General features: G+C 52.2%; 15 protein-coding genes and 3 riboswitches. All 15 genes read left to right on the top strand.

What is annotated here, in order from left to right:
- The first annotated feature begins 32 nt into the window (after positions 1 to 32).
- The 15 genes from ACFVTB_RS26120 (at position 33) to ACFVTB_RS26190 (ending at position 17271) form a co-directional block, all read left to right on the top strand.
- Positions 33 to 1604, top strand: coding sequence for an anthranilate synthase component I family protein (locus ACFVTB_RS26120; RefSeq protein ID WP_387756049.1), 1572 nt, complete (start codon positions 33 to 35; stop codon positions 1602 to 1604).
- A 113-nt stretch (positions 1605 to 1717) separates the two neighbouring features.
- Positions 1718 to 2299 (top strand): aminodeoxychorismate/anthranilate synthase component II, encoded by a 582-nt coding sequence (gene pabA, locus ACFVTB_RS26125; RefSeq protein ID WP_387756051.1) that lies wholly within the window; start codon positions 1718 to 1720, stop codon positions 2297 to 2299.
- Positions 2296 to 3174, top strand: a complete 879-nt coding sequence (locus ACFVTB_RS26130) for an aminotransferase class IV (RefSeq protein WP_387756053.1) — start codon at positions 2296 to 2298, stop codon at positions 3172 to 3174. The genes pabA and ACFVTB_RS26130 overlap by 4 nt, the downstream gene beginning before the upstream one ends.
- A 44-nt stretch (positions 3175 to 3218) precedes the next feature.
- Complete coding sequence (folP, locus tag ACFVTB_RS26135; RefSeq protein WP_387756055.1) at positions 3219 to 4115, top strand: dihydropteroate synthase; 897 nt, start codon at positions 3219 to 3221, stop codon at positions 4113 to 4115.
- A 34-nt stretch (positions 4116 to 4149) separates the two neighbouring features.
- Entirely contained in the window at positions 4150 to 4536 is a 387-nt protein-coding gene (folB, locus tag ACFVTB_RS26140; RefSeq protein WP_387756057.1) for a dihydroneopterin aldolase, read from the top strand.
- The gene (gene folK / locus ACFVTB_RS26145; RefSeq protein WP_387756059.1) at positions 4514 to 5065 is read left to right on the top strand and encodes a 2-amino-4-hydroxy-6-hydroxymethyldihydropteridine diphosphokinase; all 552 of its coding nucleotides are present in this window, start codon (positions 4514 to 4516) and stop codon (positions 5063 to 5065) included. Before folB ends, folK begins: the two co-directional genes overlap by 23 nt.
- Positions 5017 to 5229, top strand: a complete 213-nt coding sequence (locus tag ACFVTB_RS26150) for a helix-turn-helix domain-containing protein (protein WP_387756060.1) — start codon at positions 5017 to 5019, stop codon at positions 5227 to 5229. Before folK ends, ACFVTB_RS26150 begins: the two co-directional genes overlap by 49 nt.
- 25 nt (positions 5230 to 5254) lie before the next feature.
- Positions 5255 to 6283 (top strand): tRNA dihydrouridine synthase DusB, encoded by a 1029-nt coding sequence (dusB, locus tag ACFVTB_RS26155; RefSeq protein WP_387756062.1) that lies wholly within the window; start codon positions 5255 to 5257, stop codon positions 6281 to 6283.
- A gap of 383 nt (positions 6284 to 6666) precedes the next feature.
- The gene (greA, locus tag ACFVTB_RS26160; protein ID WP_387756064.1) at positions 6667 to 7143 is read left to right on the top strand and encodes a transcription elongation factor GreA; all 477 of its coding nucleotides are present in this window, start codon (positions 6667 to 6669) and stop codon (positions 7141 to 7143) included.
- Between the two features lie 255 nt (positions 7144 to 7398).
- On the top strand, positions 7399 to 8925 hold the full coding sequence (gene lysS, locus ACFVTB_RS26165; RefSeq protein WP_387756066.1) for a lysine--tRNA ligase: 1527 nt from the start codon (positions 7399 to 7401) through the stop codon (positions 8923 to 8925).
- Positions 8926 to 9094: 169 nt separating this feature from the next.
- Positions 9095 to 12937, top strand: coding sequence for a glycosyltransferase family 39 protein (locus tag ACFVTB_RS26170; RefSeq protein WP_387756068.1), 3843 nt, complete (start codon positions 9095 to 9097; stop codon positions 12935 to 12937).
- A 50-nt stretch (positions 12938 to 12987) separates the two neighbouring features.
- Positions 12988 to 13995: a glycosyltransferase family 2 protein gene (locus ACFVTB_RS26175; protein WP_387756082.1), complete on the top strand. Its 1008-nt coding sequence runs from the start codon at positions 12988 to 12990 to the stop codon at positions 13993 to 13995.
- On the top strand, positions 13982 to 14428 hold the full coding sequence (locus tag ACFVTB_RS26180) for a GtrA family protein (RefSeq protein WP_387756084.1): 447 nt from the start codon (positions 13982 to 13984) through the stop codon (positions 14426 to 14428). The genes ACFVTB_RS26175 and ACFVTB_RS26180 overlap by 14 nt, the downstream gene beginning before the upstream one ends.
- A gap of 104 nt (positions 14429 to 14532) precedes the next feature.
- Positions 14533 to 14630: riboswitch (cyclic di-GMP riboswitch) on the top strand.
- A 74-nt stretch (positions 14631 to 14704) separates the two neighbouring features.
- Entirely contained in the window at positions 14705 to 16093 is a 1389-nt protein-coding gene (locus tag ACFVTB_RS26185) for an LPXTG cell wall anchor domain-containing protein (protein ID WP_387756070.1), read from the top strand.
- A gap of 136 nt (positions 16094 to 16229) precedes the next feature.
- A riboswitch (cyclic di-GMP riboswitch) is annotated at positions 16230 to 16314 on the top strand.
- A 52-nt stretch (positions 16315 to 16366) separates the two neighbouring features.
- Positions 16367 to 16451: riboswitch (cyclic di-GMP riboswitch) on the top strand.
- 13 nt (positions 16452 to 16464) lie between these two features.
- Positions 16465 to 17271 (top strand): transglutaminase domain-containing protein, encoded by an 807-nt coding sequence (locus tag ACFVTB_RS26190; RefSeq protein WP_387756072.1) that lies wholly within the window; start codon positions 16465 to 16467, stop codon positions 17269 to 17271.
- Positions 17272 to 17440 lie beyond the last annotated feature (169 nt).

The raw sequence follows: 17440 nt of genomic DNA on the forward strand, positions 1-17440 counted from the left end.
AATCATAAGCTGAGCGGACAGGAGGCACACCGGTGATTATTACGAGCATCGATCAATGGCATGACTGGCATGTCGAACCTACCTACACAACACTGCCGCTCTTGAAGCGATTGCCGCTTGAGCATAACGGCATCGCGTCGTGGGAAGCGGCATGGAAGGAGGCGTCGTCGTACGCCTTTGTGTTGGAGAGCGGCAAGGACGGCCGTTATACGTATCTTGGCCTGCATCCCGAGGGTATGATTCGCGGAAAGGACCGGACGGCCGAGATGACGGTATTCGGGGCTGATGGAGAAGTCGTCTCGCAAGAGCGCGCCGAAGGCAAGCCGCTCGAATTGGTGCGCCGATGGATGGAGTCGTATAAGGGACCGCGCATTGAAGAAGGGCCGAAATGGACGGGCGGCTGTGTCGGGTTCTGGAGCTACGATATCATCCGTTCGATCGAAAGGCTGCCGGAGATTGCCGCCGACGATTTGGGCGTACCGGATTATTTGTTTCTTCGAATGAATGAGCTATGGATTGTCGATCACCTGGAACAGGCGATTTATTGCGCGGTCCATACGCCGATTAGGCGTGACGGGATCGATGGCGGACTGCAGCCGCTGTACGAGGAGGCGTGCCGTCGTGCGGAATCGATGGCTGCCTTCTGGCAGGAGCGTTTTGCGGGCGGCCGTACAGCGGATGCAACCGCTGTACGGAGGGCGCGCGAGGCGATGACCCAAGACGACAGCTTGCATATCGATGTAGAGCAGGTTCCAGGAATTCAGTTTCCATTCTCCAAACCGGACTATATGGAGGCTGTGCGCCGAATCCAGCGTTACATTGAACAGGGGGACGTGTTCCAGGTCAATTTGTCGCTGCGCCAATCGCGGCGGGTTGCGATCTCTCCTGAGGAGCTGTACGAATGGCTGCGTGTCATCAATCCATCGCCTTATATGGGCTTTCTGCGCTGCCCCGACTTCCAGCTCGTTTCTGCATCGCCTGAGCTGCTTGTGGAGCAGCAGAACGGCAGGCTCGCGGCGCGTCCGATTGCCGGCACCAGAAGGCGCGGCAGAACGGAGGAAGAGGACTTGCTGATGGAGCAGGAGCTGCTTTCCAGCGAGAAGGAGAAGGCCGAGCATATTATGCTTGTCGATTTGGAGCGCAATGACCTGGGCCGAATCGCAGCGTATGGCTCCGTTCATGTCGAAGAGCTGATGGTCGTCGAACGCTATTCGCATGTCATGCACATGGTGTCGCAGGTGGAAGGAACGCTTGCCCCAGGCAAGGATGCCTTTGACGTCATCGCCGCGAAGTTCCCTGGAGGAACGATTACCGGCGCTCCGAAGATCCGTACGATGGAAATTATCGAGGAGCTGGAGCCGACCCGGCGGGGGCCGTATACCGGCTCGCTAGGATGGATTGACTATACCGGCGATATGGAATTTAATATTATTATAAGAACGATGACGGTAAAAGACGGACTCGTCCATATTCAAGCGGGCGCGGGCATCGTAATCGACTCCGTGCCGGAGAGAGAATATTACGAATCTCTTAATAAAGCGAAGGCGTTATGGAAGGCGATTCAGTACAGCGAACGTCAAGCCGCCCAAGTAAGAACCGAATAGGCTGCTGTGAACTGGAGTCTGGAGTAGCAGTCCAGTTATAGAGGGACCGGCGCACGCCGATCGCCTTCGCGTAAGAAGCAATGAACAACGATTACAAAGGGGGAGCGAGACCGATGATTCTAGTCATTGATAATTATGATTCGTTTACGTACAATTTGGTGCAATATTTGGGCAAGCTTGGCGAGGAGGTTGTCGTCAAGCGGAACGATGAGATCGATTTGGCCGGTATTGAGGCGCTTCGTCCGGACCATATCCTCATTTCGCCGGGGCCGTGCTCTCCGAATGAAGCGGGCATCAGCTTGTCTGTTATCGACCATTTCAAAGGCGTAATCCCGATTTTCGGCGTCTGCCTCGGCCATCAGGCGATCGGTCAAGCTTTCGGCGGCAATGTTGTTCGGGCGGAGAGACTGATGCATGGCAAAACGTCCGACATTCTTCATGACGGCAAAACCGTGTTCGAAGGCATCCCGTCTCCCTATACAGCTACGCGCTACCACTCTTTAATCGTGAAGCGCGAGACGCTGCCGGACTGTCTGGAAATTAGCGCGGAAACGGCGGAAGGCGAAATTATGGGCTTGCGCCATAAGGAATACCCGATCGAAGGCGTTCAGTTCCATCCCGAATCGATTATTACGGAGCACGGTCTGACGCTGCTTCGCAATTTCTTGAAGCTACGGGCAGGCGCGGCGCGATGATAATCGGGATTAACGGTTCCCAAACGGAAGCCGGAAAAGCCGTGATCTCGGTATACGATCACGGCTTTTTGTACGGCATGGGGCTGTTCGAGACGTTTCGCACTTACGACGGCGAGCCTTATTTGCTGGATCGGCATCTAGACCGGCTGGCCGAAGGCTGCGCTCAGCTCGGTATTCGCTACGAGCCCGACGAACGGGCACTACGGGCGCAGTTCGCTGAGCTGCTTACGGCGAACGGTCTGGATGACGGCTACGTTCGTTTAACTGTTTCTGCGGGCGAAGGCGAATTGGGTCTGCCGACCGGCGAATATGAGCGCCCGAACGAGCTCGTACTAGTCAAAGCGCTTCCTCTCTACCAAGAGGAGCTTTACGAGAATGGCAAGCAGCTGCGATTGCTAAAGACGGCGCGCAATACGCCGGAGGGCGACGTACGGTTAAAATCGCTGCATTATATGAATAATATAATAGCGAAGCGGGAACTGCTTGCATCCGGCGCGCCTGCAGGGGCTGAAGGACTGATGCGGACGGCTGGCGGACGGCTGGCCGAGGGAATCGTCAGCAACCTGTTCTTCGTAAGCGAGGGTGTCATAAAGACGCCTTCGATCGACACCGGCATTTTACCGGGCATCACGAGAGCGCGTGTGCTGGAGCTCGCCCAGGAAGCGGGCTATCGGACGGAAGAGGGCCATTATAGCTGGGAAGAGCTATTGGCAGCCGATGAGGTCTGGATGACGACCTCGGTGCAGGAGCTGGTGCCGATTACGACGCTAGCTGACGAGAACGGCGTTGTCCGAACCGTTGGCAACGGGAAGATCGGGGAGAAGACGGTCCGGCTGCTGCAAGCTTATCGCGAGGATACGAATAGAAAGCGATAGCCGGGAAGAGCGGCAGCCTAGCATAGAACGGAGTGTAAACGCGGATGAAGGATACGAGACAAGACTTTACGGCAGCAGCGTTGAGCGGCGTCAAGCCGTCGTTCTGGAGCCGTTCTTACCGGTTGGGAAGCGGCGATAACGAAACGGCGCTTGAGCTCGGGCAACGGACGCTCATCATGGGTATTCTGAATGCCACGCCGGACTCGTTCTCGGACGGGGGCAAGCATAACGAAGCGGAGGCGGCAGCGGCGCACGCCGTTAAGCTGGCTGAGGAGGGCGCCGATCTGATCGATATCGGGGCGGAATCAACGAGGCCGGGCTTCGAGCCGATCAGCGCCGAGGAGGAGCTTCAGCGGCTGCTGCCCGTCATTCGGGCGGTCAGGGAAGCTTTGCCGAATATGCCGATCTCGATTGATACGTACAAAGCGGAGACGGCGCGCCGGGCGCTCGAAGCGGGTGCGCACATCCTGAACGATATATGGGGGCTGCGGCAAGACCCGCTGATGGCGGCGGTCGCCGCCGAATACGGCTGCCCGGTCATTATTACGCATAACCGGCCGGACAGGGATTACAACGATCTAGTACCTGACGTATTGGCCGATCTGCGCTTAAGCATCGAAATCGCCAAACAAGCCGGGGTGGCGGATGAGCAGATTTGGCTTGATCCGGGGATTGGATTTGCTAAAAATTACGAGGAAAACATCGCGATGATGGCGCATCTGGCCGATATCAATGCAATGGGCTATCCGGTTCTGCTTGGCACGTCGAGGAAGCGGTTCATTCGGCAGACGCTCGATTTGCCGGTGGAGGAGCTGGAGGAAGGAACGGCGGCGACAACGGCGCTCGGCATTGTTCAGGGCTGCCAAATCGTCAGAGTGCACAACGTTCGAGCGAACAAACGCACCGCTGTGATGACGGATGCGATCGTTTATCGGCGTTGACAGATAGAATGGTAGGGGGAAGGAAGAACGACAGATGGATACCATGACGTTAAAGGGAATGCGGTTTTTCGGCTATCATGGCGTATTCCCGGAAGAGAATAGGCTGGGTCAAAACTTTTATGTCGATCTGGAGCTGAAGCTTGATCTGGAGCGGGCGGCTTCTGACGACGATCTGAATTATACGATCAATTATGCGGAGCTCCATGCGTTGACGAAAACGATCGTCGAGGGCCCACCCTACAAATTGATTGAAGCTTTAGCCGGTGGCATTGCAACGACGATAGCGGAAGCTTATACTATGATAAATGAAGTGACGGTTCGGGTGACAAAGCCGAATCCGCCGTTCGAGATCCACTTTGACGGCGTGACGGTCGAACTGCGCAGAAAGCGGGACGCCAATGGACGCATTATCCCCGCTTGACCGCCGTTCAGTCGCCTACATTGCGCTCGGCTCGAATATGGGTGACCGTGAAGAGCTGCTCCGGCAAGCTGTCGAACGGTTGAATGAGCGGCCGGGAATTGAGGTGCTGCGGCTGTCTGGGTTGTATGAGACGGATCCGGTCGGTTATACGGACCAGCCCGCCTTTTTAAATATGGTTATCGCCGTGCAAACCTCGCTTAGCCCCCTTGAGCTGCTTCGCCTGCAATTAGAGGTGGAGCAGATTCTCGGACGCGTTCGAGATATTCGCTGGGGGCCGCGTACGATAGATTTGGATCTGCTGCTTTACGAAGACATCAGCATGGATGACGAAGAGCTTACGCTGCCTCACCCCCGCATGATGGAAAGAGCTTTCGTGCTTGTGCCGCTGAACGATGTGCTGGCGCAAGACGATGTGCGGGGAGAGCAGGTAAGTGAAGCCGCCAAGGCGGCGCTTCGGGACGGAAAGGAAGGCATCACGTTATGGAAAACCATCAATTGGCTCAAAGAGTTCGGGCATTCCGGAAACTGAAGGGCTACACCCAGCAGGAGCTGGCGAAAGTTATGGGAATCTCGGTGGCCGTGCTCGGTTCGCTGGAGCGGGGTACCCGAAAAGCGGATGCCAAGCTGCTGACCAGCATTGCAGATACGCTGGGCGTTTCCTACGAGGAATTGACAGAAGTCAGCTCCTCCTAGCAGCAAAAAGGAGGGATCAAGCGACATGCTGAAAATCGGAGACATCGAGATGAAGAACAACGTCGTGCTGGCCCCGATGGCAGGCGTGTGTAATCCGGCGTTCCGGCTCATAGCCAAAGAGTTTGGAACCGGCTTGGTATGCGCTGAGATGGTCAGCGACAAAGCCATTCTGCACGGCAACAAACGCACGATGGAAATGCTGTTTGTTGACGATCGGGAGAAGCCGCTCAGTCTGCAAATTGTTGGAGGAGACAGGGAATCGCTGGTTGAGGCGGCAAAAGTGGTCGATCAGCAGACGAATGCCGATATTATCGATATTAATATGGGCTGCCCGGTACCGAAAGTGACAAAATGCGACGCAGGGGCGCGTTGGCTGCTGGACCCGAACAAAATTTACGAGATGGTGTCTGCCGTAACGGAAGCCGTCAGCAAGCCGGTAACCGTTAAAATGCGGATCGGCTGGGACGACGAGCATATATATGCAGTGGAGAACGCGCAGGCAGTCGAAAGTGCCGGCGGCAAAGCGGTCAGCGTGCATGGACGTACGCGCGAGCAGCAATACACGGGCAAGGCGAATTGGGATATTATTCGCGACGTCAAGCAGGCGGTTTCCATTCCCGTTATCGGCAACGGCGACGTATTCTCGCCGGAAGATGCGCGCAGACTGCTGGACCATACCGGCTGCGACGGGGTCATGATCGGGCGCGGAGCGCTCGGCAACCCTTGGATGCTGTACCGGACGATTCAATATTTAGCGAAAGGCGAGCTGTTGCCCGATCCGCTGCCTCGCGAGAAGATGGAGGTTGCGCTTCTTCACCTGGACCGCCTGACGGCGTTGAAAGGCGAAGCGGCGGCTGTTCGCGAAATGCGCAAGCATTTGGCCTGGTATTTGAAGGGCCTGCCGGGAGCAGCGCGCGTGAAGGACGTTATAATGGAAGAAACGGGTCGCGACAGCGTCGTTGAAGTTTTGGAACGATACATCTCATCCCTTGATATGGAAGCGGTAGAAGCGGCCGCTGCAGCCAAGGCTGCGGGAACCCAAGCCGTACACTAATCTGGGATGAACGATGCAACTTGAAGCTATTGTCGGCCCTTCGCATTATCGCAAATCGAGCGAGTCGATTCGACAACGTTCGAGCGTGGCGGACCGATTCCATTAGCCAGTCTTCGACAAACCGCATTTTACGGGGGAGACGGAGACTGGCATCGATGTGTTTTGCAAAGATGAAGCGGTTTCACCAACCAATTGCCTTAGATTGACATTCGAAGGACGTTGAAATATAATCTTGCAATATACATCAACGACACAGTCGTACCTGCCATCCGCGGCTTGTCTCGCAAGGGCGAAGGCATGACGATTGGAGCGCGTAATATATTAAGTAACAGTGAATTCATACGGCGTATGAAAATTTGTCACACGACAGGAGAATCGGAAAGATGAGCGATAAGGAAATCATTCTGACTCAGGACGGATTGAAGAAACTTGAAGATGAATTGGAAAACTTAAAGTCGGTTAAACGTCGTGAAGTAGCAGAGCGTATTAAAATAGCTATCGGTTATGGAGATATTAGCGAGAACTCGGAATACGAGGACGCGAAGAACGAGCAAGCCTTCATCGAAGGCCGTATCATTACGTTGGAAAAAATGCTGCGCAACGCGCGGATTATCAATAGCGACGAAATCGACACCGATACGGTAAGTATTGGATCGACGGTAACGGTTGAAGATTTGGAATTTGGCGATACAATGGAATATGCAATCGTCGGTACCGCGGAAGCGGATCCGCTGCAGAACAAAATATCGAATGAAAGCCCGGTAGGAAAAGCGATTTTAGGCAAAAAAAGAGGAACGGTCGTGGACGTAAGCGTACCTGCCGGCATCATTCAATATAAAATCGTCGATATTAAAAAATAAAGCTTGCAAGGCTACTTCAAGCGCGAACGTTTAACGGCTTTCCAGATGAAAGCGGACGGATCGTTTGCAGAGCAATTTAGAAGCGTTGTATAAGGGAAAAGCTTATAAGTTCTCGTGTTTTCGAAAAGCTTCCTTAAAGGAAGCTTTTTGAGCTTATAAGCATGTTATAATAGACTCATCATTCAACGCGGCACGGGCTGTCCGCCTTGCGGGGCATCGGCCGTTCACGCTTGACGTTGCAGAAGTAAAGAGGAGATGAACGAAGTGAATCAAGAGAACAACGGGGTGCTTCAAGAACAGGAACTGAGCGAGCTGCTGCAAATTCGCAGAGACAAATTGGACGAGCTTCGCGGACTTGGCGTTGATCCGTTCGGCAGCAAATTCGAGCGTACGCACACGGCCAAAGAAATCGTGGAAGCAAGCGAAGGATTGAGCAAGGAAGAGCTGGAGGAGAAGGCGATCTCGGTTCGCATTGCCGGCCGGATTATGCAGAAGCGCGGTATGGGTAAGGCATCCTTCGCGCATATTCAAGACCTCAGCGGAAAAATTCAAATCTACGTGCGCAAGGACTCGGTAGAGGAGAATAAATACGCAGCCTTCGATCTGCTCGACATCGGCGATATTGTCGGCGTCAGCGGCACGGTGTTCAAGACGAATACAGGCGAGGTATCGGTCAAGGCGAAGGAAGTGGAAGTGTTGACGAAGTCGCTGCTCCCGCTGCCGGATAAGTATCACGGCCTGAAGGATGTGGAGCTTCGCTACCGCCAGCGTTATGTCGATCTGATCGTTAGCCCTGACGTGCAGCAAACGTTTATTGCCCGTTCCCGCATCATTCAATCGATGCGCCGTTACCTTGATTCGCACGGCTACTTGGAAGTGGAGACGCCAACGCTCCATTCGATCGCTGGCGGCGCCGCGGCGCGCCCGTTCATTACGCATCATAATGCGCTCGATATGCAGCTGTATATGCGTATCGCCATCGAGCTGCACTTGAAACGGCTCATTGTCGGCGGATTGGAGAAGGTATATGAGATCGGCCGCGTTTACCGTAACGAAGGCATCTCAACCCGCCACAATCCGGAATTTACGATGATCGAGCTGTACGAGGCTTATGCCGACTATAAAGACATCATGGCGCTGACCGAGAACCTGATTGCGCATATCGCGCAGGAAGTGCTTGGCACAACGAAGATTACGTATCAAGGTCAAGAGGTTGACCTGACGCCGCAATGGCGCCGCGTCTCGATGGTCGAGCTCGTTAAAGAAGCGACCGGCGTTGATTTCAGCGCGCAAATGACGGACGAAGAAGCGCATGCTCTGGCGAAGGAGCATAAAGTGCCGGTTGAACCGCACATGACGTTCGGTCATATTCTGAACGCGTTCTTCGAGCAGTTCTGTGAGCATACGCTCATTCAGCCAACGTTCGTAACCGGGCATCCGGTAGCCATCTCGCCGCTGGCGAAGAAAAATCCGGAGGACCCGCGGTTTACCGACCGTTTCGAGCTATTCATCGTCGCTCGCGAGCATGCCAATGCTTTCACCGAGCTGAACGATCCGATCGACCAGCGTCAGCGCTTCGAAGCGCAGATGTTAGAGAAGGAACAAGGCAACGACGAAGCGCATGATATGGATGACGATTTCATCCGCGCGCTCGAGTACGGCATGCCGCCTACAGGCGGTCTCGGGATCGGCGTCGACCGTCTCGTTATGCTCTTGACCGATGCGCCTTCCATCCGCGACGTCCTGCTGTTCCCTCATATGCGTGAACGCGCAGGCGAATAACAGCAACGAGAGCAGCCGCTCGGGAACGGATCCCGAGCGGTTTTTTTCGTTTCGTTCATTGACCGCCGCCCGCTTTTCATTTAAAGTTGAGATGTATTTTTAGGAAAAAATAGGCTAAAAATGCTGTCGATCGATCATAAAAACAATTATTGAGGTGAGAGTTCGCTTTATGCGGAAATTTGGACTGATACAATTGCTAATCGCGCTGACCGTTTTGTGGATAGCCCTACCTACTTATTCCGTTCTCGCTGCCGACAATCAGCAGAACTTGCTCCAGAACGCAGGATTCGAGCAGGTCGATTCGGGATCTCCGGCGTCATGGACGCAGGATGTGTGGGTGCATGACAGCGGCGTGACCCGGTTTGGCGTCGACAGCTCGGACACCCATTCGGGCGGTCAGGCGGCTCTCATCGAGAATGTACAACCCAATCACTCGAAATGGGTCCAGAATATCGCGGTTAAGCCCAACGCTTATTACCGGGTTTCCGGTTGGATTAAAGTAACCGGGACCGATCCGAACGCGATCGGGGCTAATCTGTTTGTTATGGGCGTCGGTGAAGAGTTCCCGCATTATCTCGATACGGGCGGACAATGGCAGCCGGTCGAATTTTACGGAAAAACCGGTGCCGGGCAGAAGGAAATCGGCATCGGACTTGCGCTCGGCGGCTACAGCAGCCTGAATAAGGGACGAGCTCTGTTCGACGATATCTCGGTCGAGCAGGTTAAATCTTTGCCGAAAGGCGCGACAGCGATTCCGTTTGCGCCAGCCGGCGGGAATGAAGCCGCCGGAGGGGAGAATAAGCCGGAAATTCCTGCCGTATCAGCTTTTCCGGAACTGGCGATATCGGCTGCATTCGGTGCTTTTTTTCTGTTTTTATATAAAGGTCTGCTCCGGCAGCGGCATCCGCTTGAGCGGTCCGACTCCAACCGGTCGAACTCGTTAGGGGGCTGGCTGATTATCGCATTCGGCTTCCGTATTCTCGTGGCCGGCGTTTATCCGGGATATATTTCGGATTTGAACACGTTTATTTACTGGGGCAACGACGCCTTCCATAACGGCATTTCCCAGTTCTATAGGGAAGGGGCTTTTGCCGACTACCCGCCTGGCTACATCTATGTCCTCTACCTGCTAGGGATGCTGCAGTCTATGTTTGGCATGGATTCCATGTCGAGCGGAACGATTTTTCTATTTAAGCTCCCCGCGATGGTGGCTGATTTGGCCGCTTGCGTGCTCATTTACCAAACCGCGTGGAAAAGAATTGGAGGCCGGCCGGCCTTCGGTCTCGCGCTGCTGTATATGTTCAATCCTGCCGTATGGGTCGATTCGGCTGCATGGGGACAGGTCGATTCTATCTTCACGCTGTTTTTGCTGCTCGCGATCATCTCGGTTGTCGACAATCGTCTGGAAAGAGGGGCCGTTTGGTTCGCCATTGCCGTGCTGGTCAAGCCGCAGGCCTTGATTTTCACTCCTGTTATCTTGCTGGCGATTTGGCATAAAAAAGAGTGGAAGCGCTCGGCGATCAGCGCTGGTTACGGACTTGCCGTCTTTTTCGCGCTCGCCTTGCCGTTCTTCTGGAGCAACGGGGGATTGGGGGGCTTAATCAATCTGTACAAAACAACGCTGGCCTCTTATCCGTACGCGACGCTGAATGCTTTTAACCTGTATTCGCTGACGGGAGGCAACTGGAAGCCGCTTGACGCTACGTGGCTGTCGGTTCCTTATAAGGTTTTCGGCAATCTTGCGATTGTCCTGGCCGTTGCACTGGCGGCATGGTTTTCCTTGAAAGGCAAGGATAAAAAGGATTTGTCGAAATCATTCTTTATCGGCGTTGTGCTCATTATGATCGTGTTCCTTTTCGCCACCAAAATGCACGAAAGGTACATGTATCCAGCGCTGCTGCTCAGCGTTTTCGCTTATGTTTATACGAAAGACAGACGACTGCTTCACGTGTTGTTCGGATTCAGCGTCACATTATTCGTCAATATCAGCTATGTGCTGGCTTTTAGCCCGTACACGACCGGCGTGCCGGCCGACGGCATCGTTCTTCTCTTTTCGATCTGCAACCTAGGCTTGCTTATTTATATGTTGTATGTCGGCTATGATGTATATATTAGAGGCCGCGTACTGCCGCTTGAGCCGATTACGCCGGAAGGGCTTAAACAGCGGGACGAGCAGCTGCTCGAAGAGGTTAAATCTTCCGGGGACCGTCACGATGAGAAGACGAATTACGATAGGGCCAGAACGCGCCTTGGCAAGAAGGACTGGATTTGGATGGCGGCGATTACCGTCGTCTACGCGGCCTTTGCGCTTTTCAACCTGGGTACGATCAAGTCGCTCGACACCGGATGGAAGCCGCAGGCTGCAGGCCATAGCTTCTATGTCGATTTTGGCGAGAATGTACAGCTTGCACAGATGAATAGCTTTGGAGGATACGGTTCCGGTAAATACAAGCTGGAATTCGCTTACGTGCCAACGGCCTGGAGCGCGCCGATTGACCTGGAGCAGAAGGGCGGCGACGATCTGAAGTGGGCGATGCATCCGCTTAACGTCGAGACGCGCTATGTGAAATTAACCGCGGTTGAAATGGGCTTCTCGATGCAGGAGATTGCTTTCTTCGCGAAAGGAAGCGAGACGCCGCTTGCCATCCGGGAAGTGATCGACGAAGGAACTGGCAGCGGTCCGTCGCCGAGCCGTTTGTTCGATGAGCAATCATCCGTATCTTTTAAAGAAAATTATATAAACAGCAGCTACTTCGATGAAATCTATCACGCGAGAACCGCGCTTGAGCATATCGAAGGGGTGAGGGCTTACGAGAACACGCATCCGCCTCTCGGCAAGCTCATTATCGCCCTTGGCATCAAGCTGTTCGGTTTAAGTCCCTTCGGCTGGCGCTTAATGGGGACTCTGTTCGGTATCGCTATGGTTCCGATCCTCTACTTGTTCGCTTTGCGTTTGTTCCGTAAAACGGCTTATGCGGCGGCGGCTTCGATATTGCTGGCAGCCGAGTTTATGCATTTTACGCAGACAAGAATCGCGACCATCGACGTATACGGCGTCTTTTTCATTATTTTGATGTTCTACTTCATGCACAAGTACGTGTCGATGGACTTCTACCGAACGCCGTTGCGCAAATTGCTTGTTCCATTGTTCTGGGCAGGTCTGCTTTTCGGCATAGGGGTTGCTTCCAAGTGGATTGTAATCTACGGCGGAGCCGGACTGGCCGTTATGCTGTTCTGGTCATTGGCCGAACGATACAGACAATATGCGGCGGCGAAAAGAGCGCTGAAAGGCGATCTCAAGGATAAGGAAACTTTTGCGGCGTACCGTGAAGCGATTCAGTCTTTCCCGCGGAAAACGATCGCGATACTGGTCAGCTGCATCGGTTTCTACGTTATAGTTCCGTTGCTCATTTACAGCTTATCCTACATTCCGGTGCTTTCCGTTCCAGGCGATCAGTTTACGGCTACCCGGCTTGTTGAATATCAAAAGAATATGTATAACTACCACAGCAATCTAGTGTCGACACATCCGTATTCTTCCCAGTGGTGGGAATGGCCGTTTATGAAACGACCGGTTTGGTATTACAGCGGCGAGGACGTGTCGAGTCCGGATCACGTATCGACCATCTCTGCGTTCGGAAATCCGATCATTTGGTGGTTTGGATTGTTCGCGCTGCTGCTATCGGTTTATTTGAGCCTCAAACGAAAAGATAAATATATGTATGTCGTTTGGATCGCTTATTTTTCGCAATACTTGCCATGGATGCTGGTGCCGCGGCTGACGTTCATTTACCACTACTTTGCGATGGTACCGTTTATGATTTTGTCTATCGTTTACTTGTTTAAGCTATACGAGGAAAAATATCCGCAACGGCGTTGGCTGCGATACGGGTTTACAGGGGCTGCTGTGCTTCTTTTCCTCATTTACTATCCAGTGCTGTCGGGCTTCGAAGTGTCGAAAGCGTATGCGGAAGGTCTTCGTTTGTTCCAGTCCTGGGTGTTTTATAGATAGTCTCGCTTAGTGAATTGAATAAAATCGCAATTTAACATTAAAAAGGAGGGATTGGCTTGAAGGCGAAATACAGTATCGTCGTACCGATGTTCAATGAGCAGGAAGTGATCGAGCATACGTATCGGAAGCTGAAGGAAGTAATGGACGGCTATGGAGAGCCTTACGAGCTGGTTTTCGTCAACGACGGCAGCATAGACCGGACGGTAGCGATCGTAGGCGAAATTAGCCGAGACGACCGAAATGTCAGGCTGATTAATTTTTCCCGCAACTTCGGGCATCAGGTCGCGATTACGGCCGGCATGGATTACGCGCAGGGCGATGCGGTTGTGATTATCGACGCCGACCTTCAGGACCCTCCAGAAGTCATTCTGCAAATGATCGAAAAGTGGAAAGAAGGCTATGAAGTTGTCTATGGCAAACGGATTAAGCGTAAGGGCGAAACGGTCTTCAAAAAGCTGACGGCTATGATGTTTTACCGGCTGATGACGAGCATGACCAACTTCGATATCCCGACCGATACCGGTGATTTCCGTCTTATCGACCGCAAGGTTTGCGACGTGCTTCGCGGCTTGAAGGAGAAAAATCGTTTTGTGCGCGGTCTGGTCAGCTGGGTTGGCTTCCGTCAAACGAGCGTGGAGTATGTGCGGGAGGAGCGATTTGCGGGAGAGACGAAGTATCCGCTGAAAAAAATGATCCATTTTGCGATCGACGGCATTACGTCGTTCTCGCATAAACCGTTGAAAATCGCAACTTATATTGGGTTTACGCTATCGATCTCCAGCTTCATTTATTTGCTAATCGTGTTGTATCAGAAGCTGTTCACCAATGCGACGATTACAGGCTGGGCGTCGACGGTTGGCATCAATCTCTTTTTCAACGGGATTATCCTCATCCTCCTCGGCATGATCGGCGAATATATCGGAAGAATTTATGATGAGTCGAAGGGGCGGCCGCTCTACATCGTAAGGGAAGAGCTTGGTTTCGAGAAGGACGGACAGGCTGGAGACAGAGAAACGCCTGAGTCAGGCGGAAGGGAACGTGAGTATGTCCGCCACTAGCGGCGAGGAGCGGCGCAGATGGCCTGCATTTAAGCAATTCATCTTATTTAATCTGGTAGGGCTTGTGAATACGGCAGTTGATTTTGCTATTTTCGGACTATTGGTTTGGGCAGGACTGCACGCGGCGGCAAGTCAGGTCGTTTCTTATGCGGCCGGCATGGCTAACAGCTATTGGATGAATTCACGGTTTACGTTCAAATCGTCCGCTGGCGCGTCTGCCGATGGGCCAATTGGCGGAGGGCGACTGCTGCGGTTCGTGCTGCTGAACTTGGCTGTGTTAGGCGTATCGGTAAGCTTGCTCTATTTAGCGGTGGAGAGACTGACGTGGAATCCGTTTATTGCAAAAATTGTCGTCACATGTCTAACCGTTTTGTTGAATTTTGTCGGCAGCAAACGCTGGGTTTTTCGTCCTCAAAAGCAAGTCGAAAATTGAATAAAAAAGCGTTGACTTCTATTTGCTACTAATTGTAGAATAGGTTTTGCAAACCGGATGAAATTGGTATTATTACTCGGTTTTGCAATTATTCCATACATATAACATGCAAATAGCAAACCATTCGAAAGGATGGGACGCAAAGTCTGGAGTCTAAGGCATGACGCGAAAGCGTGCTTGCGATGATCGTCCGACTGCCATGAATATGACCATATTCAGGGCAGTCTTTTTTATTGCCTGGAATGTGGAATTATTTACTGGGGGAGTGTTGAAGACATGAAATTCAAGGCATTGATTGCGAGTCTCCTCGTAGTGATGCTGACGTTCGGCGGATACAGTGTCGTATTTGCAACGTGGGGCGGAGGCGGTTCTACACCAGATCCATGCTCGGGCGATTATGTTGATGCGAGTTGGATCGGGAAAGGCGAAACGAGAAAGTTAAAGGTTACGGAATGGTCCTTTTTCCCGAAATCGTATGATCTTGCTACCCTGAAGTTCTCCAATGACAAGAAGACGGTCAATTGGCAGACGGAAGGGGATCGGTATGAGGTTACTTGTCTTTATGTATCAAGCGATCTTATCGGCCTATCCGGTGTGAAGTATCCTACTAACGGCAGTACAAGCGGCACCGACTTGAAAGCTCCAAAAGCATTCGGATTTACGCAAACAATTGAATATGTAGCTGTCTACTATAAGAAAAAGCCAGCAACGCCGACAAATCCTCCGACTCTTCCGCCGACAGCTGAACCGACAGCGGTGCCTACACCAACGCCTACGGTAAAGCCAACAACGGAACCGACAACGGAACCAACGACGGAGCCAACAACAGCGCCGACAACGGAACCAACGACGGAGCCAACAACAGCGCCGACAACGGAACCAACAACGGCCCCGACGACGGAGCCAACAACAGCACCGACAACGGAACCAACGACGGAGCCAACAACAGCGCCGACAACGGAACCAACGACGGAGCCAACAACGGCCCCGACGACGGAGCCAACAACAGCGCCGACAACGGAACCAACGACGGAGCCAACAACAGCGCCGACAACGGAACCAACGACGGAGCCAACAACAGCGCCGACAACGGAGCCAACAACAGCGCCGACAACGGAGCCAACAACAGCGCCGACAACGGAGCCAACAACAGCGCCGACAACGGCACCGACAACAGAACCAACAACGGCGCCAACGCCAACGCCTCAGCCGTCTACGGAGCCAACGGATAGCCCAACGCCAACGCCGAATGTTCCGCAACCAACGGATGAGCCAAGCAGCGGTCCTTCTACACCGGGTGGTTCGACATCGACGCCAACACCATCACCAACTGCAACACCATCATCGACACCAACATCCACACCTGGTGGAACGCCAACAACTGCTCCTACAGAGCAACCGTCTAATGAACCGCTTGAAGTTGTAATCGACGACGAGCAAGGTCCTCTTGGCGGGGTTGATACAACGACTGATGTTACGGAAACAGATGCCGCGGGAGCAGAACCAACATCTGCTGTTGGCAGCGAAGTAACTGTAACCGAAGAAGTACCACTTGGCGCTCTCCCTAAAACAGGCGAGTCCAGCTCGCTACCATATTATTTGGCAGGCGGTTTGGTTGCTCTGCTTGGAGGATTTATCCTAACGAGAAATAGACGGAGAGTTTAATCACTTCTTTATATGTAGAAATATGTAGAGAGAGGATTAGTCGAAACTAGGCTAACCTCTCTATTTTTTTGCGTAATCTAGCAAATTATAGTTGAAAATATAATAGAATATGGTAGTCTATTAACTATAGAGCTAATCACGATAACGGCAAACCTATCGAAAGATAGGGACGCAAAGCTAAAGGGCCTTCCTCGAGAAAGAGATGGCAGCCAGCTACCGAATGAACGGGCTTTTTTTGTTTTTTGAGGCTGACAGTCATTCGAATAAAACTTTACACGATAACGGCAAACCTGTCGAAAGGCAGGGACGCAAAGCTAAAGGGCCTTCCTCGAGAAGAGATGGCAGCCTGGCTACCGAAGGGAGTTTTATCCATGCGTAAGCTTGTCCTTATGCTGACGGCTGTATTACTGATAGCGACATCGGTTCATGTATCGGCGGCGACAGCCAACGCGGGAACGCAATGGTTGGACATGTCGAACTTGGGCAGCGGCGTCGTTGGCGTAAATTATGGCGTAAAGTCGGATGTAAAAACAAAGGTCATGATTGCTAAAGGCAATGATAAATATACGTATAATTTAAATAGCAAAGAGCAAGCCGAGTTATTTCCGTTGCAATTAGGCAATGGCGAGTACACAGTATCGGTGCTTGAGAATACTAGCGGCAACAAATATAAAGTAGTAGGACAAGAAAAGGTGAGCCTGAATCTTGCCGATAGCAAAATCGTATACTTGAATTCGATTCAAAACGTCAATTGGAACGACTCGAAAAAAGCGGTCCAAAAAGCGAAGGAACTAACGGCCAACAAAAAAACCGATAGAGAAAAAGTAAAAGCGATCTACGAATATATTATTACGAATGTCGCCTACGATAACGATCTTGCAGCTAAAGCGCCAACTGATTACTTGCCGAACATTGATAAAACACTAACTAGCAAAAAAGATATTTGCTACGGTTATGCCGCTCTTTTTGCCGCAATGACCCGCAGCTTAGATATTCCGACAAAGCTCGTCATGGGCACGACCTCTTATGTTAAGGAATATCATGCATGGAACGAAGTTTTCTTGGATGGCAAATGGGTAATCGTCGATACAACGGTGGATGCCGGATTGAAGAATGGCAACAAGAAGTATGAGTTCGAGAAAGAAGCTGCTAAATATAACGTAGCTAAAGTCTACTAATACTATTGTTATCATTCATTAAAAAGCAGATTTCGCTTAGGGGCGAATCTGCTTTTTTCTATCGTTTTTTTGCCTTTAAAAAAAGTTTAAAAAAAGACTTGCAATCCTATAGGCGACCGTGATATATTATTAAAGTCGCCGCTGAGCAATACGGCGCACACAACGAAAA

It is taken from the genome of Paenibacillus sp. NPDC058071 (assembly GCF_042885235.1).
Lineage (GTDB): Bacteria > Bacillota > Bacilli > Paenibacillales > Paenibacillaceae > Pristimantibacillus.

Bases quoted from the DNA above. Each gene is read 5' to 3' on its own strand.
- ACFVTB_RS26150 (WP_387756060.1), top strand. From the start codon at position 5,017: ATGGAAAACCATCAATTGGCTCAAAGAGTTCGGGCATTCCGGAAACTG.
- ACFVTB_RS26185 (WP_387756070.1), top strand. From the start codon at position 14,705: ATGAAATTCAAGGCATTGATTGCGAGTCTCCTCGTAGTGATGCTGACG.
- lysS (WP_387756066.1), top strand. From the start codon at position 7,399: ATGAACGAAGTGAATCAAGAGAACAACGGGGTGCTTCAAGAACAGGAA.
- ACFVTB_RS26130 (WP_387756053.1), top strand. From the start codon at position 2,296: ATGATAATCGGGATTAACGGTTCCCAAACGGAAGCCGGAAAAGCCGTG.
- folK (WP_387756059.1), top strand. From the start codon at position 4,514: ATGGACGCATTATCCCCGCTTGACCGCCGTTCAGTCGCCTACATTGCG.
- folB (WP_387756057.1), top strand. From the start codon at position 4,150: ATGGATACCATGACGTTAAAGGGAATGCGGTTTTTCGGCTATCATGGC.
- greA (WP_387756064.1), top strand. From the start codon at position 6,667: ATGAGCGATAAGGAAATCATTCTGACTCAGGACGGATTGAAGAAACTT.
- dusB (WP_387756062.1), top strand. From the start codon at position 5,255: ATGCTGAAAATCGGAGACATCGAGATGAAGAACAACGTCGTGCTGGCC.
- ACFVTB_RS26170 (WP_387756068.1), top strand. From the start codon at position 9,095: ATGCGGAAATTTGGACTGATACAATTGCTAATCGCGCTGACCGTTTTG.
- ACFVTB_RS26180 (WP_387756084.1), top strand. From the start codon at position 13,982: ATGTCCGCCACTAGCGGCGAGGAGCGGCGCAGATGGCCTGCATTTAAG.
- pabA (WP_387756051.1), top strand. From the start codon at position 1,718: ATGATTCTAGTCATTGATAATTATGATTCGTTTACGTACAATTTGGTG.
- ACFVTB_RS26190 (WP_387756072.1), top strand. From the start codon at position 16,465: ATGCGTAAGCTTGTCCTTATGCTGACGGCTGTATTACTGATAGCGACA.
- folP (WP_387756055.1), top strand. From the start codon at position 3,219: ATGAAGGATACGAGACAAGACTTTACGGCAGCAGCGTTGAGCGGCGTC.